Below are 23,220 nucleotides of genomic sequence, written 5' to 3'. Positions count from 1 at the left end.
TCGTCCATTCCCTGGCGTGGTTGTGCAAATAGGCTGGCCCAGGCGGCCAGCCCAGCCTCGCCGTCATCCGCAAACAAGTGAACGACCAAGGAGAATACGTCCCCTGATCACCTCCCCAAAGCATACTGTCGCCGCGGGTCTCTCAGACCCGTCAAAGATGGCACTGGAGTAAGGCTTGGCAACATGAAGAAGCTTACTCAGCCAGCTCGACGCCGTCCACCGATCCACCTGCTCCCACAGGCGGGGAAGACGGGACGCAGCCGACCGTCAGAGCCACGTTAGCATTCGCACGCTCCGGCAACGGAGCACCGTTCAACATCTGCACCAGGAACATCCAAAATGGCAAAGTCGAAATTCCGGCCGCTGCATGACCGCGTGGTCGTTCGCCGCGTCGAGTCCGAAGCGAAGACCGCTGGCGGGATCATCATCCCCGACACCGCAAAGGAAAAGCCGCAGGAAGGCGAGATCATCGCCGTCGGATCCGGCGCGCGCGACGAGGCGGGCAAGCTTGTTCCGCTCGATGTGAAGGCTGGCGACCGCATCCTGTTCGGCAAGTGGTCCGGCACCGAAGTGAAGCTCAATGGCGAAGACCTTCTGATCATGAAGGAATCCGACATTATGGGCATCATCGGCTGAACCGCCGCCGCCTTTCATCGGCACCATCCCATCTGAATTTCGGGCGAGACGCCCAGGAGCAAAAATGGCCAAAGATGTAAAATTCTCCCGTGACGCCCGCGAGCGCATGCTGCACGGCATCAACATCCTCGCCGACGCGGTGAAGGTGACCCTCGGCCCCAAGGGCCGCAACGTGGTCATCGACAAGTCGTTCGGCGCTCCGCGCATCACCAAGGACGGCGTTACCGTCGCCAAGGAAATCGAGCTTTCCGACAAGTTCGAGAACATGGGCGCGCAGATGATCCGCGAAGTCGCTTCGAAGACCAACGATATCGCCGGCGACGGCACCACGACCGCGACCGTTCTCGCCCAGGCGATCGTGCAGGAAGGCCACAAGGCGGTTGCCGCCGGCATGAACCCGATGGACCTGAAGCGCGGCATCGACCTCGCCGTGACCGAGGTAGTCGCATACCTCACCAAGAACGCCACGAAGATCAAGACCTCGGAAGAGGTTGCCCAAGTCGGCACCATCGCCGGCAATGGCGACGAGTCGGTCGGCAAGATGATCGCCAAGGCGATGCAGAAAGTCGGCAACGAAGGCGTCATCACCGTCGAGGAAGCCAAGACCGCCGAGACAGAGCTCGAAGTCGTCGAGGGCATGCAGTTCGATCGCGGCTACCTCTCGCCCTATTTCGTCACCAACCCGGACAAGATGGTCGCCGATCTCGAAGACGCCTACATCCTGCTGCATGAGAAGAAGCTCTCGAACCTGCCGGCGATGCTGCCGATCCTCGAGGCTGTCGTCCAGACCTCCAAGCCGCTCCTCATCATCTCCGAGGACGTCGAAGGCGAGGCTCTGGCCACGCTGGTCGTCAACAAGCTGCGTGGCGGCCTGAAGATTGCTGCCGTCAAGGCTCCGGGCTTCGGCGATCGCCGTAAGGCCATGCTTGAGGACATCGCCATCCTGACAGGCGGTCAGGTCATCTCCGAAGACCTCGGCATCAAGCTCGAGAATGTCGGCCTCAACATGCTCGGCCGCGCCAAGAAGGTGTCGATCTCCAAGGAGAACACCACCATCGTCGACGGCGCCGGCAAGAAGGCCGAGATCCAGGGCCGCGTCGCCCAGATCAAGCAGCAGATCGAGGAGACCACCTCGGACTACGACAAGGAGAAGCTCCAGGAGCGTCTCGCCAAGCTGGCCGGCGGCGTTGCCGTCATCCGCGTCGGCGGTGCGACCGAAGTCGAAGTCAAGGAAAAGAAGGACCGCGTCGACGACGCGCTGAACGCCACGCGTGCGGCCGTTGAAGAAGGCATCGTCGCCGGCGGCGGCGTCGCGCTGCTGCGCGCTTCACTCGCCATCAAGGCCGAAGGCGCCAATGCTGACCAGACCGCGGGCATCGCCATCGTACGCCGCGCACTGCAGGCGCCGGCCCGTCAGATCGCCGCCAACGCCGGGGCCGAGGCCTCGATCGTCGCCGGCAAGATCCTCGACAACAAGGGCGTGACCTATGGCTTCAACGCGCAGACCGGCGAATATGGCGACATGATCGCCATGGGCATCGTCGATCCGATGAAGGTCGTGCGCACGGCTCTCCAGGACGCGGCCTCGGTCGCCGGCCTCCTGGTTACCACCGAAGCCATGATCGCCGAGGCTCCGAAGAAGGAGTCCGCTGGCGGCATGCCGGGCGGCATGCCCGGCGGCGGCATGGGCGGCATGGGCGGCATGGATTTCTAATCCGGCCAACAGGCTTCAGACTACGGAAGGGCGGCAGCGATGCCGCCCTTTTCTTTGACGCGGATCCAAGCCGCCCCCCGATCCACAGGCCTACATGCGGCGGCATTTTCATGGCGGACACCAATGACTGAATTCATTCTCTTCGCCATAGTCGGCTTCCTCGCCCAGGCGGTCGACAGCGCGCAAGGCATGGCCTATGGCGCGATCTCCTCCACGGTGCTGCTCTCCTTCGGCGTACCGCCGGCGCAGGCTTCCGCCGCGGTGCACGTGGCGGAAGTGTTCGCAACGGCACGCGCCTCTCACGGCCTTGCTTGCTGCTTCGGACCATGCGGATGGGCCGCTATGCTGGCGGCGGGAAGCACGTGATGCGTGTCCAAAAACCTGACAGCGGGAGACAAATGTCAGGTTCAGAACAAATTGGCAAAAGTGTCAGGTTCATTACGACCGGCCATCTGGGCACTGCGGAGGTTTTCCAAGCAATCAGGCGCTTACTGCGCTGAGCGCGCTGGCACGGCTTTTGCACATTGAGGATGCGGCAACATGAGTGAGGCTGGCCACAGTGTGTCAAGCATAGAGCGGCGGTGTTCGACGCTCGAGCAATCAGGACTTGCCGCCTCGCCCGGCCAATTCAATGGAGAACGGCATGATCGCCCTCACTCACAACGTGATTCTGGCGATGGGCATTTACTGCTACTTCCTCACCGCTCGGGCGATTTTCTCATGGCTTCACGCTATGAACGTCATCAATTCGCGTCACCCGTTCGTCGGCACGATCGGGAATTTCCTGTTCGGCACGACAGAACCGGTGCTGGCGCCGGTCCGCCGCTTCCTGCCCAATCTCGGCTGTATCGATATTTCGCCTATCATAGTGGTTTTGATCATCCCCTTCATCCGCCATTGCCTTCTGACCACGGTGTAATTGCCCACCCCTCGCCCACTCGATGCGGCACAATGCTGGTCACTCGTCTTCGATGTCCGGGTACTGCGGGGGAGCCTTGCAATCTTGCTGACAGTTTGCGGGGATCTGGCATTGGGTGCGGCTGCCCTGTTCCAATAGTGCGAAAGCGCCACTCGTCACCGAAGTCGTACAGGAAGGTCATGGCCGATCCCCATTTCTGGAAGGCCGTGATGACGCGTGTACGCTTGGCGTTGCGAGAGCCGCTCCACTCTATGTCGGCGCAAATTCCGAAACGCCGGGCGAGGCGAACAGCCTTCCCGTCAGCTTTGAATTGAAGCCATAGGATCCATGTCGAAGCCATATGGTGCCACGATGGATTCGGCCAATCCGCTAGCGTGCTCGAATGTCACCTCGATGTCCTGATAAAGGCGCGCCCGAAGAGAGACCCGCAAGATCAAGGTGGCTGGTTTATTCTGACGATAGCCGCTGACGGTTTGGAGGATGATTTTGAAGACTTCGCGCCCGGGACGAGACGCGTGGTATCGACGAGGGTTCGAATGTCGGCGCGCCCTTTTGCGGCCCACGTGGCGCGATAGCTGTCAACTGTTCGAGCGGGGATCTCGGTGCAGCGCAGCGCACTTTCACTGCCAGTAGCCTAGCGGCTGGCTCCTGTTCCCTACCGGCCACGCTCCTATGCTCGTTGCGATCCTGGGCCTGCTGTCGAGGAAGCGTTCCGCGGCGGCCACCCTCGTCTCGAGGCTTCACCAGCTTCAACTCAATTCCAACGCTCTCAAACTCCCGCGGCCTGTTCGAGGCCGCATCCAATCCCCCTGCACGGCAGCACGCGCTCCGATCGAAGCACTCGCGGGTATTGAGCATGGCATGCATTGTCACAGCCCGTTTTTGTGCCACGGCAACTGCGGTTCGTTTGAAGCCTACCCGCTCCCTGAGTTTGAGGCTCGTCTCCGCAGGCTGCTGTCGGCCGAGCTGCGGGCCAGGATGACTGTCGCCGCTTGTTAGAGAAGCCCTCGCCGATGACGATCGCCACTTCGGGATATGTGGCTATCATAGTCGATTTCTCCCAATCGATATCGCCGGGGCGTCAGGCCCCGAGCCAAGCAGCGAGCAGACATCCGCCCCCAAGCTGCGACGCCTGGTGCGGGCAATTGGCCCCGCATCCCGATCCGGGGCCGACAGGCATCACTATTGCAGTCCGCAGGTCATCGAGTGGTGCCGCGTCAGCGATATCGACTTATCTATTTTTGCGGAGGTTTCCGTGCCAACGGAGAATTCTTCACTATCAACACGATAGCTGCAAACCGGCGGGTCTCATATCCAAGATGGTTAGATTGCAGACAAAGCGAAGTTCGGGGTCGCCCCGCTGAGTGGCTAGCTCGACGGTCGCGCAGCCCGCTCGCGAGCGCGCCCTCAACAGCGCTGAAGCGAGCGAGCGGCTTAGGTGGTCATCGATGTTTCCCGGTAAAGGTCGGGTTGCTGACACCACCCTGATTCGGAGCAACCGCCGATGACCGACCACTGAAGCAGCGCACCTCGTGGAGAAAGCCCCCGACGCTAAAGTTTCGAGCTTGGATAACGGCACTGCTACGGCCGCTCTTCGTTCGGCCCAAACGGCTCTGGTCAATTGCCGAAATGGGTGGGCGTCATACATCTGTTCGAGCGGGGAATGCTCGATGCAGCATCCTTCCACGGCGAGTCGCCTGCGGCCGGCTCCCCTTCCCGGCCAGCCACGCTCTAGACTTCTGTGCTCGTTGCGGTCCTAGCCTGCCTGTCGAGAACAGCGTTCCGCGGCGACCACCCTAGTCTCCAGGCCTTCGCCAGCTTCCACTCAATTCCAACACTCTCAAGTGCTCGGCCAGTTCGAGGCGCATCCTATCCGCTTGCGCGGCAGCACGCTCAATCCTGGCTCGCACGAGCAATCTATGTCCCTAACCTACCCCACGTTCGGCGCTGTCCAATGTCCGACAATATCGGACGCGCAACGTAGCAGAGCCTAATCTATCACCTTGCGTTTGAACAGTTTTCTCATTTGGCACGGTACATGCGCGGTCATGCGCAGACACGTCAGGGACAAGGAGAAGACGTTCCATGATCAACTCCCCGAAAGCCACCGCCACCGCGGGTCTCCCGGATAAATCCTAGGATGACGCTCGAGTGTGGCCCGCAACATGAATACGGTTGCTCATCCGGCGCGGCGCTGCCCGCCGATCCACCTGCCCCAGAGAGGGAGACAGGTACGCAACGTCTTCAAACCGAGGACCAGCTCACTTTGCCTCGAACCTTGCCCTCGCCCCACCATAACAAGCGGAGCCATTGATGAAAGTTCTGTCTGACGGGCTGCGCAGGATGCCTGCTGCGACCACCCTGGTGACCACCGCTCCGGCTCTGGCCGCAAGGGACGACGGCAAGGCGACGAATTTCCTGCTCGACAACGGCATGGAAGTGGTCGTCATCCCCGATCACCGTGCGCCGATCGTCACCCATATGGTGTGGTATAAGATCGGTAGCGCCGACGAGCCGCCGGGCAAATCAGGCATTGCCCATTTCCTGGAGCATCTGATGTTCAAGGCGGCGACAACCAACCATGCGGCCGGCGAGCTTGGCCGCGCCGTCTCGGCCATCGGCGGCTCGATCAATGCCTTCACCTCTTACGACTTCACCGGCTACCATGAAACGGTAGCGCCTTCGGCGTTGGAGCAGAAGATGAGCTTTGAGGCTGATCGCATGTTCAACCTCATCCTCACCGACGATGATGATATCAAGACCGAGCGCGACGTGATCATGGAGGAGCGCCGTTTGTTCGTCGACAACAATCCGCAGACGATGCTGGAAGAGCAGGTTGACGCGACCCTCTGGCAGAACCAGCCTTACCGCATCCCGATCATCGGCTGGATGCAGGAGATGGAGAAGCTGACCTGGAACGACGCTAAAGCGCTCTACGAAAAATATTACAGGCCCAACAACGCCGTGCTGGTGGTGGCCGGCGATGTCGAGCCGGAGACGGTGAAGGAGCTGGCCGAGAAGACCTATGGCAAGCTCGCGCCGGGTCCTGATTTACCGCCGCGCACCCGCCCGGTCGAGCCGGAGCAGAACACCAGGCGCACGGTGACGCTTAGCGACGTACGCGTTTCGGTGCCCAGCTTTTCCACCCATTGGGTGGTGCCGTCCTATCGGACGGCCGAGCCCGGTGAGGCCGAGGCGCTGGACCTCCTGGCCGAAATTCTCGGCGGCGGCAACCGCAGCCGGCTCTATCAGCAGTTGGTGGTGGAACAGGGCCTCGCCGCCAAAGCCGGCGCTCATTTCCAGGGCACCATGCTCGATGCCACCAGGCTCACCATCTACGGCTCGCCGCGCGGCGATGCCAAGCTCGCCGATCTGGAGGCGGCGGCCCATGCAGTGATCGCCCGCATCGTCAAGGACGGGGTGACCGATGACGAGCTTGAGCGGGCGAAGATTCGCTCTGTCCGCTCGATGATCTTCGCCCGCGACAGGCAGGATCTCATGGCTAAGCTGTATGGCCGGATGCTCGCCACCGGCGGCACCGTGCAGGACGTCGAGGAATGGCCGGACCGCATCCGCAAGGTCACCGCCGATCAGGTGAAGGCGGTCGTCGCCCGCTATCTCGCGCTCGACCATTCGACTACCGGCTATCTCTTGCCCGACGGAGAATTTGATGTGATGACGAACCAACGCGATGGCGTCTTCGCGCAGGCGCGCTCTCCTTGGAGAAGGGAGGGCAGCGCGCCTCGCCACGCCGCTGGCGACCCTTCTCCTCGCGATGTCGTTCCTCATCTTGCCGGCGCTAAACGCCTGAACATCCAGGACGTTAAATCTGAAAAAGGCATCGACGCCTGGCTGGTGGAGGACCACACGACGCCGATCACTGCCATTCGCTTCGTCTTCGACGGCGGCACCACGCAGGACCCGGCCGGCAAGGAGGGCCTCGCCAATCTGATGAGCGCCCTGTTGGCCGAGGGCGCCGGCGATCTCGACAGCGATGCCTTCCAGGTGAAGCTAGACGATGCCGGCGCCGAGATGAGCTTTAAGGCGCAGCGCGACGGCATTTATGGCTCGATGCGCATGCTGTCCGAACAGCAGGACGCCGCTTTCGATTTGCTTCGGCTCGCGGTCAACAGGCCGCGCTTCGACCGGGAGCCGATCGACCGCATCCGCGCCCAGATCCTTTCCGGCATCATCGCCAAAGAGCGCGACCCCGAGGCGATCGCCGAGCGCAAATGGCTGCGCGCGATCTACGGCACGCATCCCTATTCGAGGCCGGCCGAGGGCACTAAAGAGAGCCTCGCTGGCATCACACCGGCCGATCTCAGCTCCTTCCACAAGGCCACTTTTGCCCTCGACGGCCTGCATGTGGCGGTGGTCGGCGACATCGATGCGAAGACGCTGCGTAAAAAGCTCGACCAGCTGTTCGGCGATTTGCCTCAGAAGCAGTCGCGCGCCCCCGTCGCCGATGTCGATCCGAAGTTCGGCCAGCAGGTGACAGTCGACTACGACCTGCCGGAGACGTTGCTGCGCTTGGCTTATCCCGGGGTGAAGCGCAGCGCGCCAGATTTCTACGCCGCGGAGCTGCTGAATGAAATCCTCGGCGGCTCGCCCTTCACGTCGCGCCTGTGGCAGGAGGTGCGCGAGCGCGGCTTGACCTATTTCGCCTATTCCAGCTTGGTCGACCACCGGCATTCCAGCGCGCTGCAGGTTGGGACGGCGACGCGTTCGGACAGGGCGGCCGGGACGCTGAATCTGGTGCGCAAGGTAGTGAAGGAGATGGCGGAAGAAGGTCCGACCGAGGCCGAGCTCGAGGCGAGCAAGAAATGTCTGATCGGCGGCTATGCCATCCGCAAACTGGGCTCCTCCATCACGATTGCAGCCACGCTCATCGAGTGGCAGCTCGACAGGCTCGGCATCGACTACATCCAGCGCCGCGCTGCCCTTATCAGTCAGGTGACGCTCGACCAGGTCAAGGCAGCAGCCAAGAAGCTGCTTTCGGCCGAGCCCGCCATTATGGTTGTCGGCCCGCCGGTGGGAGGCGAAGGATAAGCCCAGGACCCGTATTCGGGACCCTTTTCGCGGGGAGCGAAATTCCGGTTCGGTGAGCTAATGAGGCCCCCGGAGCGGTTTCAGCGGCCCTGCGATGCGTCAGCCGGTTTAGGCGAGCGTTCCCCCGGATGTCCTAAAAAGGCGCTGTTAACGAATTTTTTAACCCGCGACGGGTTATTCGCGAGACTGAAGGCAATAGGCGGTCTATGGGTGAATCAAACACAAGCGCTTTTCCGCTGCATCGTCGGCGGAAATTGATCGAATCTATCGCCCGGGTCCTGGAATCCAAGAACGGGGAGGACGCAAATGCCTTCTGGCGCAGCACCGTCAAGACAATTCTCGTCCAACTGTCCGAATCAGGGATTGCGCCGGGGCTCGCCGAACAGGAAGTTAGAACGCTTCTCCGTGCTGTCTTAGGCGATATAGTCCGTCGTGTCCCATGAGGTAGATGCTATGGGGCGAGCGGCGACGGTGTGGCATTCTTCGGCGCTGTTGGATCCATCATCAGAAGGAGCGCCGCAAGTGAGGGCAAGATCCTCTCGGTTCACAGTGTCAGAACCGCTAGCGGCGTACTCGATCTAGCCGAGGAATGCCTGCCACGCGACCGGGGCAAAGTGGTTCTTCACTGGTTCAGTGGCACGCGCCGAAGCTCGGCGCGCGGCGCAGGCAGGCTGTTATTTCTCGGTGAGCCAGGCGATGCTACAAAATCGCGCGGGCGCGAGATCGTTGCTCAACTGCCCATAGATCGCATATTAACTGAGACGGATGAGCCATTTGTCGACGTTGTCGGAGCGCCGATCACCCGGGCGGGGTGTTGCCGACAATTGAAACTCTTGCCGCCGTTCTCGAACTCGCGGTCGCTGATATGGCCAACAGGGTTATTCGGAGCTGGATAGAGCTCGTTTCGTAGCGGTTTACTAGCCCTCCGCGCGCCTTCCAACTGGGTGCCCGTTAACACTCAGGGTCACGGGGAAGATGTCCGAAGAATGTAACATTTTTCCGGACACGCTCGATCACACGATCATCAAGGACTGTGCGACGGCCCACCCATTTCCTGACGATGCTATGGGAAGTTTTGAGCGGACGAACCCGTCAGCCGAAACCTTTCTTTCATCTCCTCGGTGCGGACCCAAGTGTCGCCAGCGATTTTTGCAATCAGTCCCTCGAATACGCGCTCGAAGGCATCATTGGTAGCGTCTTCCGACAAAGCCTTCGACTGCGCCGCCGGCAGCAATGGCCGCATATCCGTCAACAGCCGCGGATTTGCTAGCTTGGCAAACATTCGCTCCTCGGCCTGGGCCCGGGATATCGATTGGCCGGCAAGCTGAAGATACCGGCCGAACAGTTCAGTGACCCGAGCAACATCAAGCCCATCAAACACAAATAGGGCATGGGAAAGGTCATAGAGATCACGTCCCTTGTCGCGCTGCAGGAGAGCCCGCAGCTTGGTGGCGAGCATTTCCTCGCGAGAGAAGGTTGGAATTGGGGCCTCTCCGGCAAACCAAGGGTTGTCTATCCGAAGCGCTAGAGCTTGCGGCGGATCGTAAGCTTCGATTTCGCGCGTGTTGATTTCGACCTTGAGACGGATGGGGAACGTCACTTCCGTCCTCCGACTCGACACGGAAACGAAATTTGGGAGCAACCGAGCTTTGATCCAATTGCGCTCGCCCAAGCCATGGCTCGAGAACATCCCGCAACCGATCCAGCATCGGTCCGACCGGACCTGCGGTCGTTCGAACGAGATCTATGTCTTCCGAATAGCGCAGCGGTTCGGGGAAATGCAACTTATTCAGTGCCGTGCCGCCGCGAAAACGCAGTTCCGCAGATAGGAGATCGTCATTGAAGATGTCAATGAGCGCGCGCGGCTTATGAGGAGGTCCTGCTCGACCTGACGCTGATCGGTCCACGGAACGATATTGCCCCAGGCGACGATGTTCTGAGCGGGGATCATTCATCGACCTCCGGTCTGCGGCGTACGACGACACGCCAACGGTCGTCGTGCTCCTGCGGGGCAGGCGTGAAATCCGGATCGCGCGCCTCATCCCGGTCGAGTTCCGTCCACGGCGCCGCGCCGCGCGCCATCAGCGCCGTGTGCATCGGATCGGCGCGCCCCCCGTGCCCCAGCCGCTCCAGCAGATGACCGAGACGTTGGACGACGGGCCGCTCAGCCGCATCGGACAGCGCGGCGAGCTCAGAAGGATCGATCTTTTCGCCAAGGTCAACGAGGACCGTCGCGACATTGTCGATTCCGCCCGCTGCCTGCGGATAGCGCAACAGGTCCAGGGCCGTGAGGGCGGGTGAGGATATTTTCATCTTGCCCGTATCCGTTTTTCGGTCCTGGATTCCGGCTTCCACGGCTGCAATGTCTTTGCGGTAATAGAAGACGATCAGATTGCGGCCGGCCTTGATTTTCGGCATGCGCTTGGGAGTGACGAGCTGGAATTCCATCACGGCCTGGTGCGTAGCCCCGTGAAGCTCGGCCGCCTTCAGCAGGCCAATATAATAGGGTTGCTGTTCGTGTTGCATGAGGGCATCGATGTACCATGAGGGCGGCGGCGCACCCCAGGTGGCGAACTGTGGGGGCACCGCGACGTAGAACCCTTGCCGGGGCCTGATCAGCGCCTTGCGGCGTTGAAGGCGCTCCGCCGCATCGAGAAATGCGCCGCGTCCGACGGCAAGAGCCTGTTCCGCGTGTTCGCTCGTAAAGACCACCTGTCCTGCTGAGAGCAGGCCGGCGATATGAGTTGACAGCGCGGAGCGTTGATCGTGAACCATGCTCCATTATCCGCTCTTAGCGCGGATTTTTCAACACGGTTCGATGCCGCAGCGTCCGCCGAAATCCATTATCAACCGGCCATCCGGGCCTGCGGCAGCTCTTTCCAGGATGGCTCTTGTCTGGCGGGATTATGACCTGGCTCCGCAATCCCCGAACTGATCGGCTTTTTCGATTATTGGGAGCGCAAACTCGAAGGCACGCTGCGCGCGGCGTGCATCGGCCATCAACGGCTGATCAGGCCGTCTGAATGGCGTGCGGTGGACGCCATCATCGCCCTCCATTGAGCCGGCTTGGGGTGTACACCCAAACATTTTGACCGAACGCGACTTTCTTCGCGGCGGCGAGGAACGAGGATCGCTGGCAAGGAGGCCCGCCTGCCTCGCCGCTTTCAAGAAGGTCCTGCGGGCGTCTGTTGGATTGCGCCATCCGTCAAGCGCATCGCGGCAGGCGCGGTGAGCCGATCGCCAGCTGCGGCCGCGCGCCCATTCCGGCCACTGCTGGCGCAGGCATTCAATTGCTTCGAAGCTGGTTGCGACCTGCCGTTTGCCGGTTGCAAACTCCAGCACGACCGGTTCGGGAAACCGTACGTCATTCATCACTTCCTCCATTTTTGATGGTCTTTTCGAGCAAGCAATCGGCGCCATTGCGGCGCCCAAAAGTGAGATGGATTGAGCAAGGCCGAGCTTCAAGACCCTTGACGCCAGCCAGTGCTCGTTTGGCCGCCACCCTGCCGGCCAATTTTGCCGACGCCAGGCCTCGATCGGGTTCGGATCGTTGAATCCAGTTCAGCCGGCCTTGCTTGAAATTTTTCCTAGGCCGCCCTCTTGAACACGCAACGCACTGTTTCTAAATCGATAATCGCCTGTCGCCGAAAGGGGCCGGCATAAACTCAGGAGGCGTCAAGGCTTCTTGGCGCCTTCTCGTATCCATGTTGCTCAAAGGAGGATATGGCTATGAGGACAAACCTCGATTTCACTCCCCTGTTCCGGTCGAGCATCGGCTTCGACCGCATCTTCGACATGCTTGAGAATGCGAGCCGTGTGACCACGATCGACAATTGGCCGCCTTACGACATCGCCAAGACCGGTGAGGATGAATACCGCATCACCATGGCGGTGGCCGGCTTTTCTCAGGACGAGCTGACGATCACTCACCAGCCCAACATGCTCATTGTGAGCGGATCGAAACCTGGCGAGGACGATGAAGGCCAGTACCTCTACCGCGGCATCGGCGAGCGGGCGTTCGAGCGTCGCTTTGAGCTGGCCGACCATGTCAAGGTCGCGGGAGCGAGCCTGTCGAAAGGCCTGCTCAGCATCGATCTGAAGCGGGAGATTCCCGAAGAGATGAAGCCGCGGCGGATCGAGATCGGCAAGGGCCAGACCAAGCCCGAGCCGCAGCAGATTGAATCCGGCACGAAGGCGGCCTGACCGACCTGCCTCGCTGAAAGGAGGCACTGGGTGCCGCCCGGTGCCGGCTGATGTCAGTTGGAACATGAGGAGAAACGACCATGAACATGCGTGAACTCATCCCCTGGGGCCGTAATGGCCTCAGCAACAACCAGGCTCCGAGCGTTTATCGCGACAGCGACCAGGACCCGTTCCTGGCGCTGCACCGCGAGGTGAACAGGCTGTTCGACGACGTTTTCCGGGGCTTCGATTCCCGTCTTCCTTCGTTCGGGCAGACTTTCCCATTCAGCCGCGGCTGGCCGAGCGTGGAGATTTCCGAGACCGACAAGGACATCCACGTGACCGCCGAAGTCCCGGGTCTGGAGGAGAAGGACATGGAGGTCCTGCTCGACGACGACATGCTGACGCTGCGCGGCGAAAAACGCTCCGAAACGGAAGACAAGGATCGCCACTTCTCGGAGCGCTTCTACGGCCAGTTCGAGCGCCGTATTCCGATCGGCTATGATGTCGAGAAGGACAAAGTCAACGCGTCTTTCAAGAACGGCGTTCTCAACGTGACGCTGCCGAAGAGCCAGAACGCGCAGTCCAAGGTGAAGCGAATAGCAATCAGCAACGCGTGACGCACGACGCGCCGGAGGCATACCGCCTCCGGCGCCATCCTTCGCCGAACGGGAGGGATGAACGATGGAGAGAATTCAGGAACGTCAACACACCCTTGTCACCGCCGAAAAAATCGAACCGGCCAAAGACACCAGGACAAGGCTGCTTGCGGTCCGTTCGCGAGATCAAGCGCGGTGTGCAGCGCCTAGCGACCGCGCTCGCAACACTCAGAATATGAGTGGGTGGCGCCAAGACTGGCGCGGATATGTTGCGGGGCGATGCGGATCGAACGGGTCCGATGCGGTTCGCTGCGGCAGTCCACGAATCTGGGGATCAGAGTTTGGGCTGATGCTGTGCCCGAAGTCCTGCCGATACGAGCTCCGCTCTCGGGCACGCACGCTTGTCGGGCGAATTGAGAAACTTCTGTGGTTGCCGTTGCTTACCCCCGAGCGTGTGCGCGATGACGCGTTCGGTCAGGCTCTGGACATGCCTTAAACGTAAAACTTCTCTGATCCGGCGCATCGACAATCTCTGGGTTGGCATCAGGCTTCCTCGTTTTGAACGAGGCATCCTGTAGACCGGTTGAGTTGTCGGCCGAAGCATTCCGCACCTCCGAAAAGGTGCTCAGATCACCTGAAATCGTTGCTCACGATCGTCTGAAATCGTTGCTCATCATCCCGTGAAATCCGTGCTCACGATCGCTTGAAATACGCATCCGACGCCAGGAAAGGCGAGCTGCAGCGAGGTCTGCGGCAGGTCGTAGTGGACCTCCACCTGTTGGCCGAGCTTGGGATCGACATCAGCGACGGGGATGAGCGTCTGCCTCGCACCACAGATTATCGCAGGGTTCAAGCCTTGGCTTTGACATCCGGGGAGACCGTCACCGGCGGTGCCGCGGCGTGCTGATCAGATCAATCCGCTGTCGCTGAGTTCCCGCGCCGGTTTCAGTGGATCTCTTTGGGTCCGCCATCCCTGCAAAAATGGCGGCTTCGCGACACTTTTGTCGGGTTTGTCAGGTCCGCGCCACAGGCTTGGTGAGCCGATCCGTTGTTTGCCGCACGCTAAAGGGCTGAACAGCAAGCATAAACTTCTGTCGCCGGCTCGATTCGCCAGGTTGGCACGATTATTGAACCGTTCAGAGACGATGGCAGCAGCCGACCCCGGTCACCTTCCGCCCTTCGATCGCTTAGAGAGTGAAGTGCCACCATGTCCGAACAACCCTTGCCGACGCTGCCGATGTGGCGCGTCGATCACATCGAACCCTCGCCCGAGATGTTGGCGCTACGCGCCAACGGTCCGATCCACCGCGTGCGCTTCCCGTCCGGGCACGAAGGCTGGTGGGTGACAGGCTACGACGAGGCCAAGGCGGTGCTGTCAGACGCGGCGTTCCGGCCCGCGGGAATGCCGCCGGCGGCATTCACCCCGGATTCGGTGATTCTCGGTTCGCCGGGGTGGCTGGTCTCGCACGAGGGGGGCGAGCATGCCCGGTTACGCACGATCGTGGCGCCTGCCTTCAGCAACCGCAGGGTGAAGCTGCTCGCGCAGCAGGTCGAGGCGATCGCCGCGCAGTTGTTCGAGACGCTGGCGGCCCAGCCCCAGCCCGCCGACCTGCGGCGCCATCTCACCTTTCCGCTTCCGGCCATGGTCATCAGCGCGCTGATGGGCGTGCTCTACGAGGATCACGCCTTTTTCGCCGGGCTGTCTGACGAGGTGATGACGCACCAGCATGAAAGCGGCCCGCGCAGCGCATCGCGCCTGGCCTGGGAAGAACTGCGCGCCTACATTCGCGGCAAGATGCGGGACAAGCGCCAGGATCCGGGCGACAATCTGCTAACGGATCTGCTCGCGGCGGTCGATCAAGGCAATGCGACCGAGGAAGAGGCGATCGGCTTGGCGGCGGGCATGCTGGTGGCGGGGCACGAGAGCACCGTCGCGCAGATCGAATTCGGCCTGCTGGCCATGTTCCGCCATCCGCAACAGCGCGACCGCCTGGTTGACGATCCATCTCTGGTGGAGAAGGCGGTGGAGGAAATTCTGCGCATGTACCCGCCGGGCGCGGGCTGGGACGGCATCATGCGCTATCCGAGGACCGACGTGACCATCGCGGGCGTGAATATTCCCGCGGAGAGCAAGGTGCTGGTCGGCCTGCCGGCGACGTCGTTCGATCCGCGCCATTTCGACGACCCGGAAATCTTCGACATCGGACGCGACAAAAACCCGCACCTGGCGTTCTCCTACGGGCCGCACTACTGCATCGGCGTGGCGCTGGCCAGGCTGGAACTCAAAGTGGTGTTCGGTTCGATCTTCCAGCGCTTTCCCGCGCTGCGCCTGGCCGTGGCGCCCGAAGAACTGAAGTTGCGCAAGGAGATCATCACTGGCGGGTTCGAGGAGTTCCCGGTGCTCTGGTGATGCGCGGACGCCGCCAGGAATCGCGATCTTCTCCGCAATTTGCCGGCGCGCCTGGCGCGCCGGTCAGATCAGCCAGCCAACAGGTAACCAAGATGGACATGCAAAAAACCACGGCAGCATGCCGGGACGCCTTCGCCGAACTGGCGTCGCCAGCGTGCATCCACGACCCGTATCCGTTCATGCGGTGGTTGCGCGAGCACGATCCGGTGCATCGCGCGGCGTCGGGCCTCTTTCTGTTGAGCCGCCACGCCGACATCTACTGGGCGCTGAAGGCCACGGGCGATGCGTTTCGGGGACCGGCGCCGGGCGAACTGGCGCGCTATTTCCCGCGTGCGGCGACCAGCCTGTCGCTCAATCTGCTGGCGTCCACGCTAGCGATGAAGGAACCACCGACGCATACGCGTCTGCGCCGGCTGATCTCGCGCGATTTCACCATGCGCCAGATCGACAACCTGCGGCCGAGCATCGCGCGCATCGTCGCAGCGCGCCTGGACGCCATGGCGCCCGCGCTGGAGCGCGGGGAGGCGGTGGACCTGCATCGGGAATTCGCGCTGGCCTTGCCTATGCTGGTCTTCGCCGAACTGTTCGGCATGCCCCAGGACGACACGTTCGGGCTCGCCGCCGGCATCGGCGCCATTCTGGAAGGCCTGAGCCCGCACGCCAGCGATCCCCAGCTCGCCGCGGCGGACGCGGCCAGCGCCAGGGTGCAGGCCTACTTCGGCGACCTCATACAGCGCAAGCGCACCGATCCCCGCCAGGACATCGTGTCGAAGCTGGTCGGCGCACACGATGACGATGCCGACACGCTGTCAGATGCGGAGTTGATCAGCATGCTGTGGGGCATGCTGCTGGGCGGCTTCGCCACCACTGCCGCTACCATCGACCATGCGGTCCTGGCGATGCTGGCATATCCCGAACAGCGACGCTGGCTGCAGGGAGACGCCTTGGGGGTGGAGGCATTCGTCGAAGAAGTCCTGCGCTGCGACGCGCCCGCCATGTTCAGCTCCATTCCGCGTATCGCCCAGCGCGACATCGAACTGGGCGGCGTGGTGATCCCGAAGAACGCGGATGTGCGCGTGCTGATCGCGGCCGGCAATCGCGACCCGGACGCCTTCGCCGATCCCGACCGCTTCGATCCCGCGCGGTTCTACGGCACCAGTCCTGGCATGTCGACCGACGGGAAGATCATGCTGAGCTTCGGCCACGGCATCCACTTCTGCCTCGGTGCGCAACTGGCCCGGGTGCAGTTGGCCGAGAGCCTGCCGCGGATCCAGGCGCGCTTCCCCACGCTGGCATTGGCCGAGCAGCCGACCCGGGAGCCCTCCGCGTTCCTTAGGACGTTCCGCGCGCTGCCGGTGCGGCTGCATGCGCAGAAGGGCTGAGATGCGCGTCGTGATCGACCAGGATCTGTGCGGAACCACCGGGCAGTGCGTGCTGACGCTGCCGGGCACCTTTCGCCAGCGCGAACTGGACGGCGTGGCCGAAGTGTGCGTGGCGAGGGTCCCGCAGGCGCTGCACGCCGCCGTGCGGCTCGCGGCCAACCAGTGCCCGGTCGCCGCCATTCGGGTCATCGAAAGCGACGCTGACGATGACGGGCGCGCCAGCGCCGACCCTGCGCCTTCTCCGGCGGAGGCCGAGCGGCATGCCGCGAAAGACCAACGCGATCCAGGAGGACACGATGGGACGGTTTGAAGGCAAGGTGGCCGTGGTGACCGGTGCCGGCGCCGGCATCGGCAGGGCATGCGCCCTCGCCATCGCGCGGGAGGGCGGCAGAGTGGTGGTGGCCGACATTGATGGCTCGACGGCGATCGCCTGCACCGCGCAGATCGCGGCCGAAGCGGGCCACGCGCTGGCCCTGGCCATGGACATCGCCGATGCGCAGGCGGTGGCAGCGCTGTTCGAGACGGCGGAGCGGCACTTCGGTGGGGTCGACCTGCTGGTGAACAACGCGAGCGCCATGCATCTGACCCCGCTCGACCGCGCGATTCTCGACCTGGACCTGGCGGTCTGGGATCAGACCATGGCGACCAATCTGCGCGGCACGCTTCTCTGCTGCCGGCAGGCCATCCCACGGATGATCGCCCGCGGCGGTGGCGCGATCGTCAACATGTCGTCGTGCCAGGGGCTCAGCGGTGATACCGCGCTGACGTCCTACGCCGCGTCGAAGGCGGCGATGAACATGCTGTCGGCCTCGCTCGCCACCCAGTACGGTCATGCGCAGATCCGCTGCAACGCGGTTGCGCCGGGACTCATCATGACCGAGCGTCTCCTCGCCAAGCTGGACGAGTGTATGCAACGGCATCTGCGGCGGCACCAGCTCCTGCCGCGCGTCGGCCGCCCCGAGGACGTGGCTGCGCTGGTGGCGTTCCTGCTCTCCGACGAGGCTGCGTTGATCACCGGCCAGGTCGTGTGCATCGACGGCGGCATGCTGGCGCATGTGCCGACGTACGCCGACGGGGGCAACAGCCGCGCCCCGCGGGCTGCCGGCGACACCACCAAAGCGGCGCGCTGCTGATGGTCATGCTGCTAAACCCGCTGGACCGTCGGCACCGGCTGCGGGACGATATCCCGGTCGTGCCCGGCGCTTTCCCCCTGGTCGGGCATCTTCCCGCCATCGTCTGCGACTTGCCGCGCCTGCTGCGGCGCGCTGAGCGGACGCTGGGCAGCCACTTCTGGCTGGATTTCGGCCCTGCCGGACACCTGATGACCTGCGTGGATCCGGATGCGTTCGCACTGCTCCGGCACAAGGACGTGTCCTCGGCGTTGATGGAAGATATGGCACCCGAATTGCTTGCCGGAACGTTGGTCGCCCAGGACGGTGGCGCGCATCGGCAGGCGCGCGACGCGATCAAGGCGGCGTTCCTGCCCAGAGGGCTGACCCAGGCCGGCATCGGCGACCTGTTCGCGCCCATCATCCGGGCGCGGGTGCAGTCGTGGCGCGACCGCGGCGACGTAACCATCCTGCGCGAAACCGGCGACCTGATGCTCAAGCTCATCTTCAGCCTCATGGGAATCCCCGCGCAGGACCTGCCGGGATGGCATCGCAAGTACCGGCAATTGCTGCAATTGATCGTCGCGCCCCGAGTCGACCTGCCCGGACTGCCCTTGCGGCGCGGCCGCGCCGCCCGCGACTGGATCGACGCGCAGTTGCGCCAGTTCGTGCGCGACGCGCGCGCTCATGCCGCGCGCACCGGGTTGATCAACGACATGGTGAGCGCCTTCGATCGCAGCGACGATGCGCTCTCCGATGACGTCCTGGTCGCCAATATCCGCTTGCTGCTGCTTGGCGGTCATGACACCACCGCCTCGACGATGGCCTGGATGGTGATTGAGCTGGCGCGGCAGCCTGTGCTGTGGGACGCCCTGGTCGAGGAGGCGCAACGCGTGGGCGCGGTGCCGACCCGGCACGCGGACCTGGCGCAGTGCCCGGTCGCCGAGGCGCTGTTCCGCGAGACGCTTCGCATGTATCCGGCGACCACGCTCCTGCCGCGTCGCGCGCTGCACGAACTGCAACTCGGCCAACGGCGGATTCGCGCGGGCACCCATCTGTGCATCCCGCTGCTGCATTTCTCGACCTCGGCACTGCTGCACGAGGCGCCTGATCAGTTCCGCCTGGCGCGGTGGCTGCAACGCACGGAGCCGATCCGGCCGGTGGACATGCTGCAGTTCGGTACCGGGCCACACGTCTGCATCGGCTACCACCTGGTATGGCTGGAAATGGTGCAGTTCTGCATCGCCTTGGCGCTGACCATGCACAAGGCCGGGGTGCGGCCGCGGTTGCTGAGCGGCGTCGATAAAGGCCGGCGCTATTATCCGACCGCACATCCGTCCATGGCAATCCGCATCGGATTCTCATGAGCTGACATCGCATGCCCCGTGTGGCGAGGCAGCGGCGCCGCGACGCGCAGCATTGCTGCACTCGGCGCGCGCTCGGCGCGACGCCGGGCAACACCGCGGCGGCTCGCCGCTCGCCGTGGCCGTCTCCTGTCAGGTACAAGGACATGAACAACATGCAGACCGGTTCCACGCTACACGACGACCGAACTGGCGTTTTTGCGCTAGGCGGATTGGGCGCGCAGGCGGGCGGCGCATCCGGCAGGCTGCTGCCGGAGATCTGGATGCAGGACGGCGCAAAGCGGGTCGAACAGGCGCTGGCGCGTCTTCTCTGCGCCGAAGAGGACGGTGAGACCGAGCTGATGGCGGCGATGCGCTACGCCACCTTGCATGGCGGGAAGCGCACCCGCGCCTTGCTCTGTCTGGCTGCCGGCGCACTAGTCGACACGCCGGCGCACATGCTCGACGACGTCGGCGCCGCCATCGAGATGATGCACGCCTGTACCCTGGTCCACGACGACCTGCCCGCGATGGATGACGACGTGCTTCGCCGCGGCCTTCCGACCGTGCACGTCAAGTTCGGCGAAGCCACTGCGATCCTGGTCGGCGATGCGCTGCAGGCGCACGCCTTCCTAACCCTGGCGAGCCTGGATGCGCCGGGCGACAACCGTATCGCGCTCGTGCGCGAACTGGCGCAGGCGGTGTCCGCCGAGGGTGCCGCAGGCGGGCAGGCCATGGATCTGTCGCTGGTCGGAAAGCACGTGGAGCTGGACAGGATCGTGGCGATGCACCGGATGAAGAGCGGAGCGCTAGTGCGCGCGTCCGTTCGCATGGGCGCGCTATGCGCCATCGTGGAGGATGCCGCGCACGCTGCGCTGTACTGTGCGCTCGATCGCTACAGCGCCTGTTTCGGCCTGGCGCTGCAGGTGGTCGACGACATTCTCGACGCGACAGCGGATACCGCGACGCTGGGCAAGACTCCCGGCAAGGACGCGGCCGCGCAGAAGCCGACCTGCGCGTCGGTCATGGGGCTGCAGGAAGCGCGCCAGTTCGCGCTGGATCTGTTGCGCGACGCCGGGGAGGCCATCACCCCGCTGGGGCCGCGTGCGGAACGGTTGGCGCAGATGCTGCAGCGGGCCAAGGCGTATCTGTTCAAGAACGCGCCATGCGCATGAGCGCGCCTGTCCGCATGGAGTCGCCCCTGTGCCGCTGCGATCGGCCGGCGGCAGCGGTGCATGTTGCTGCACTGTGTCCAGTCCGCGGCGCCGATCGCAGCAATTGGCAAGCACGGCCACGGCGCACGCAGCGCGCTACGGGCAACCCTATGCGGCGGACCGGCGTCTGCCCGATCCTGGTTCTCGTCAACCGTCTGCAGAAGGAACGTCCCGCGTGAACGCGCTGTCCGAACAGATCCTTTCCGAATTGCGCCACCTGCTGAGCGAGATGAGCGACGGCGGCAGCGTCGGTCCGTCTGTCTACGACACGGCGCGAGCTCTGCAGTTCCACGGCAACGTCACCGGTCGGCAGGACGCATACGCGTGGCTCATCGCGCAGCAACAGGCCGATGGCGGATGGGGAAGCGCGGACTTCCCGCTGTTCCGCCATGCGCCCACTTGGGCGGCTTTGCTGGCATTGCAGCGTGCCGATCCTCTTCCCGGCGCTGCCGGCGCAATCGAGGCTGCAACCCGATTCCTCGAGCGCCAGCCCGATCCCTACGCGCATGCGGTGCCGGAAGACGCGCCGATCGGCGCGGAGCTGATCCTGCCGCAATTGTGCGGCGAGGCCGCATCCTTCCTAGGCGGCGTGGCGTTTCCGCGCCACCCGGCGTTGTTGCCGTTGCGGCAAGCGTGCATGGTCAAGCTGGGGGCGGTGGCGACGTTGCCGAGCGGCCATCCGTTGCTGCACTCCTGGGAAGCCTGGGGGACGTCGCCGACCACCGCATGCCCGGATGACGACGGCAGCATCGGCATCAGTCCGGCGGCCACCGCCGCGTGGCGTGCGCACGCCGTGACACAGGGGGGCATGCCGCAGGTCGGGCGCGCCGACGCGTATCTGCAGGCGGCATCGCGGGCGACGTGCAGCGGCATCGAAGGTGTCGTTCCCAACGTCTGGCCGATCAATGTGTTCGAGCCATGCTGGTCGCTGTACACCCTGCATCTGGCCGGGCTGTTCGCGCATCCCGCGCTCGCTGCGGCGGTGCGCGGGATCGTCGCGCAGCTCGACGCCCGCCTGGGCGTGCGCGGTCTGGGCCCGGCCTTGCACTTCGCAGCCGATGCGGACGACACCGCCGTTGCGCTGTGCGTCCTGCGCCTTGCAGGCCGCGACCCGGCGGTCGATGCGTTGCGCCATTTCGAGATCGGCGAACTGTTCGTCACCTTCCCCGGCGAGCGCAATGCCTCGGTGTCGACCAACATCCACGCCCTGCATGCGTTGCGACTGTTGGGGAAGCCCACCGCCGGCACCAGCGCCTACGTCGAGGCCAATCGAAACCCGCACGGTCTATGGGACAACGAAAAATGGCACGTTTCGTGGCTGTATCCCACCGCGCATGCGGTCGCTGCACTTGCGCAAGGCAAGCCGCAGTGGCGCGACCAGCGCGCGCTGGCGGCACTGCTGCAGGCGCAGCGCGACGACGGCGGCTGGGGTGCCGGTCGCGCGTCCACATTCGAGGAAACCGCCTATGCGCTGTTCGCATTGCACGTGATGGACGGGGGCGAAGAGCCGACAGGGCGCCGGCGCATCGCGCAGGCGGTGGCGCGTGCGCTGAAGTGGATGCTCGCCCGCCATGCGGCGCATGCATTGCCACAGACGCCGCTGTGGATCGGCAAGGAACTGTATTGCCCCACCCGGGTCGTGCGCGTGGCCGAACTCGCCGGATTGTGGCTGGCGCTTGGTTGGGGGCGGCGCCTCGTGGTCGAGGGAGCAGGAGCGGCGCCATGATCCAGACCGAACGCGCGCTGCAGCAGGTGCTGGAGTGGGGGCGTTCCTTGACCGGGTTCGCCGACGAGCATGCGGTGGAAGCGGTCCGGGGCGGCCAGTACATCCTGCAGCACATCCACCCGAGCCTGCGCGACACCAGCGCCCGCACCGGCCGCGATCCGCAGGACGAAACGCTGATCGTGGCGTTCTATCGCGAACTGGCGCTGCTGTTCTGGCTCGACGATTGCAACGACCGTGGCCTGATCGCGCCGGAGCAGCTCGCCGCAGTGGAGCAGGCGCTGGGGCAGGGCGTGCCGTGCGCGCTCCCCGGATTCGAGGGCTGCGCTGTGCTGCGCGCTTCGCTGGCCGCGCTCGCCTACGATCGTCGCGACTACACTCAGCTTCTCGACGATACCCGGTGCTACTGCGCGGCGTTGCGCGCCGGACACGCGCAGGCGGCAGGGGCGGAACGCTGGTCCTACGCCGAGTATCTGCACAACGGCATCGAGTCGATCGCCTACGCGAACGTGTTCTGTTGCCTATCGTTGCTGTGGGGGCTGGACATGGCGACCTTGCGCGCGCGTCCGGCGTTTCGCCACGTCCTGCGGCTCATCTCCGCGATAGGGCGCCTGCAGAACGATCTGCATGGACGCGACAAGGACAGGTTGGCTGGCGAGGCCGGCAACGCGGCGATCCTGCTGCTGCAGTGCTATCCGGCTATGCCTGTGGTGGAGTTCCTCAACGACGAGCTGGCCGGCCATACGCGCATGCTGCACCGGGTGATGGCGGAAGAACGCTTTCCCGCGCCGTGGGGACCGTTGGTCGAGGCCATGGCGGCCATCCGCGCGCAATACTACCAGACCTCGACCAGCCGCTACCGCAGCGACGCTGCGGGGGCAGACCAGCGTGCGCCGGCCTGAACGCGCGGGAGGCGGCGGCGTGCGCAGGCTGCCGTCGG

At 63.8% G+C, this 23,220-nt stretch carries 20 protein-coding genes and 5 pseudogenes; 19 read left to right on the top strand and 6 right to left on the bottom strand.

All coding sequences use genetic code 11. The features are described from left to right. Positions 1 to 339: 339 nt before the first annotated feature. From groES to ABVK50_RS04145, 4 genes and pseudogenes are all read left to right on the top strand, one after another. Complete coding sequence (gene groES / locus ABVK50_RS04160) at positions 340 to 636, top strand: co-chaperone GroES (RefSeq protein WP_214393390.1); 297 nt, start codon at positions 340 to 342, stop codon at positions 634 to 636. 64 nt (positions 637 to 700) lie between these two features. Next, positions 701 to 2,350 (top strand): chaperonin GroEL, encoded by a 1,650-nt coding sequence (groL, locus tag ABVK50_RS04155; protein ID WP_353642711.1) that lies wholly within the window; start codon positions 701 to 703, stop codon positions 2,348 to 2,350. A 123-nt stretch (positions 2,351 to 2,473) separates the two neighbouring features. After that, positions 2,474 to 2,641, top strand: a pseudogene (locus ABVK50_RS04150) (sulfite exporter TauE/SafE family protein); the annotation flags it as partial. Positions 2,642 to 2,993: 352 nt separating this feature from the next. Continuing rightward, the gene (locus ABVK50_RS04145) at positions 2,994 to 3,269 is read left to right on the top strand and encodes a YggT family protein (RefSeq protein ID WP_353642712.1); all 276 of its coding nucleotides are present in this window, start codon (positions 2,994 to 2,996) and stop codon (positions 3,267 to 3,269) included. Between the two features lie 846 nt (positions 3,270 to 4,115). Here ABVK50_RS04145 and ABVK50_RS04140 read toward each other — a convergent pair. Then, positions 4,116 to 4,378: pseudogene (locus ABVK50_RS04140) on the bottom strand (IS110 family transposase); the annotation flags it as partial. A 1,204-nt stretch (positions 4,379 to 5,582) separates the two neighbouring features. On the opposite strand from ABVK50_RS04140, the pseudogene ABVK50_RS04135 reads away from it, so the two are divergent. The 4 genes and pseudogenes from ABVK50_RS04135 to ABVK50_RS04120 all read left to right on the top strand — a co-directional run. Next, positions 5,583 to 6,926, top strand: a pseudogene (locus ABVK50_RS04135) (pitrilysin family protein); the annotation flags it as partial. Between the two features lie 18 nt (positions 6,927 to 6,944). Beyond that, positions 6,945 to 8,318 (top strand): pitrilysin family protein, encoded by a 1,374-nt coding sequence (locus ABVK50_RS04130; protein ID WP_353647038.1) that lies wholly within the window; start codon positions 6,945 to 6,947, stop codon positions 8,316 to 8,318. Between the two features lie 206 nt (positions 8,319 to 8,524). Continuing rightward, on the top strand, positions 8,525 to 8,761 hold the full coding sequence (locus ABVK50_RS04125) for a DUF6074 family protein (protein ID WP_353642713.1): 237 nt from the start codon (positions 8,525 to 8,527) through the stop codon (positions 8,759 to 8,761). A 30-nt stretch (positions 8,762 to 8,791) separates the two neighbouring features. Next, positions 8,792 to 9,214 carry a TatD family hydrolase gene (locus ABVK50_RS04120; RefSeq protein ID WP_353642714.1) on the top strand — a complete coding sequence of 141 codons (423 nt, stop codon included), beginning with the start codon at positions 8,792 to 8,794 and terminating at the stop codon, positions 9,212 to 9,214. Positions 9,215 to 9,381: 167 nt separating this feature from the next. On the opposite strand, the gene ABVK50_RS04115 is transcribed toward ABVK50_RS04120, so the two are convergent. The 4 genes and pseudogenes from ABVK50_RS04115 to ABVK50_RS04100 form a co-directional block, all read right to left on the bottom strand. Then, a complete protein-coding gene (locus ABVK50_RS04115) occupies positions 9,382 to 9,918 on the bottom strand; it encodes a nucleotidyl transferase AbiEii/AbiGii toxin family protein (RefSeq protein WP_353642715.1) in 537 nt (178 codons plus the stop codon). 67 nt (positions 9,919 to 9,985) lie between these two features. After that, positions 9,986 to 10,135: pseudogene (locus tag ABVK50_RS04110) on the bottom strand (nucleotidyl transferase AbiEii/AbiGii toxin family protein); the annotation flags it as partial. Further along, entirely contained in the window at positions 10,108 to 10,269 is a 162-nt protein-coding gene (locus ABVK50_RS04105; RefSeq protein WP_353647057.1) for a hypothetical protein, read from the bottom strand. The pseudogene ABVK50_RS04110 and the gene ABVK50_RS04105, both read right to left, overlap by 28 nt. Next, positions 10,266 to 11,093: a type IV toxin-antitoxin system AbiEi family antitoxin gene (locus ABVK50_RS04100; RefSeq protein WP_353642716.1), complete on the bottom strand. Its 828-nt coding sequence runs from the start codon at positions 11,091 to 11,093 to the stop codon at positions 10,266 to 10,268. Before ABVK50_RS04100 ends, ABVK50_RS04105 begins: the two co-directional genes overlap by 4 nt. A gap of 147 nt (positions 11,094 to 11,240) precedes the next feature. Between ABVK50_RS04100 and ABVK50_RS04095 the strand changes: the two genes are divergently transcribed. Further along, positions 11,241 to 11,378, top strand: coding sequence for a hypothetical protein (locus ABVK50_RS04095; protein ID WP_353647037.1), 138 nt, complete (start codon positions 11,241 to 11,243; stop codon positions 11,376 to 11,378). 90 nt (positions 11,379 to 11,468) lie between these two features. On the opposite strand, the pseudogene ABVK50_RS04090 reads toward ABVK50_RS04095, so the two are convergent. Beyond that, positions 11,469 to 11,690, bottom strand: a pseudogene (locus ABVK50_RS04090) (DUF982 domain-containing protein); the annotation flags it as partial. A gap of 357 nt (positions 11,691 to 12,047) precedes the next feature. Between ABVK50_RS04090 and ABVK50_RS04085 the strand changes: the two are divergent. The 10 genes from ABVK50_RS04085 (at position 12,048) to ABVK50_RS04040 (ending at position 23,182) form a co-directional block, all read left to right on the top strand. Beyond that, entirely contained in the window at positions 12,048 to 12,521 is a 474-nt protein-coding gene (locus ABVK50_RS04085; protein WP_353642717.1) for an Hsp20 family protein, read from the top strand. Positions 12,522 to 12,601: 80 nt separating this feature from the next. Next, complete coding sequence (locus ABVK50_RS04080) at positions 12,602 to 13,120, top strand: Hsp20/alpha crystallin family protein (RefSeq protein WP_353642718.1); 519 nt, start codon at positions 12,602 to 12,604, stop codon at positions 13,118 to 13,120. Positions 13,121 to 14,306: 1,186 nt separating this feature from the next. Beyond that, positions 14,307 to 15,509 carry a cytochrome P450 gene (locus tag ABVK50_RS04075; protein ID WP_353642719.1) on the top strand — a complete coding sequence of 401 codons (1,203 nt, stop codon included), beginning with the start codon at positions 14,307 to 14,309 and terminating at the stop codon, positions 15,507 to 15,509. 92 nt (positions 15,510 to 15,601) lie between these two features. Continuing rightward, entirely contained in the window at positions 15,602 to 16,891 is a 1,290-nt protein-coding gene (locus tag ABVK50_RS04070; RefSeq protein WP_353642720.1) for a cytochrome P450, read from the top strand. Position 16,892: 1 nt separating this feature from the next. Continuing rightward, a complete protein-coding gene (locus ABVK50_RS04065; RefSeq protein ID WP_353646029.1) occupies positions 16,893 to 17,201 on the top strand; it encodes a ferredoxin in 309 nt (102 codons plus the stop codon). Then, positions 17,188 to 18,024, top strand: coding sequence for an SDR family oxidoreductase (locus tag ABVK50_RS04060; RefSeq protein ID WP_353646030.1), 837 nt, complete (start codon positions 17,188 to 17,190; stop codon positions 18,022 to 18,024). Before ABVK50_RS04065 ends, ABVK50_RS04060 begins: the two co-directional genes overlap by 14 nt. Next, complete coding sequence (locus ABVK50_RS04055) at positions 18,024 to 19,367, top strand: cytochrome P450 (protein ID WP_353642721.1); 1,344 nt, start codon at positions 18,024 to 18,026, stop codon at positions 19,365 to 19,367. The genes ABVK50_RS04060 and ABVK50_RS04055 overlap by 1 nt, the downstream gene beginning before the upstream one ends. A gap of 152 nt (positions 19,368 to 19,519) precedes the next feature. Beyond that, on the top strand, positions 19,520 to 20,518 hold the full coding sequence (locus ABVK50_RS04050) for a polyprenyl synthetase family protein (protein ID WP_353646031.1): 999 nt from the start codon (positions 19,520 to 19,522) through the stop codon (positions 20,516 to 20,518). 214 nt (positions 20,519 to 20,732) lie between these two features. After that, positions 20,733 to 22,283, top strand: a complete 1,551-nt coding sequence (locus ABVK50_RS04045) for a hypothetical protein (RefSeq protein WP_353642722.1) — start codon at positions 20,733 to 20,735, stop codon at positions 22,281 to 22,283. Next, on the top strand, positions 22,280 to 23,182 hold the full coding sequence (locus tag ABVK50_RS04040) for a hypothetical protein (protein ID WP_353642723.1): 903 nt from the start codon (positions 22,280 to 22,282) through the stop codon (positions 23,180 to 23,182). Before ABVK50_RS04045 ends, ABVK50_RS04040 begins: the two co-directional genes overlap by 4 nt. Positions 23,183 to 23,220: the final 38 nt, after the last annotated feature.

The organism is Mesorhizobium sp. WSM2240 (genome assembly GCF_040438645.1).
Classification (GTDB): domain Bacteria; phylum Pseudomonadota; class Alphaproteobacteria; order Rhizobiales; family Rhizobiaceae; genus Allomesorhizobium.
The sequence above is the reverse complement of the archived record's forward strand: the minus strand, read 5'-3'. Positions and strand labels throughout refer to the sequence as shown.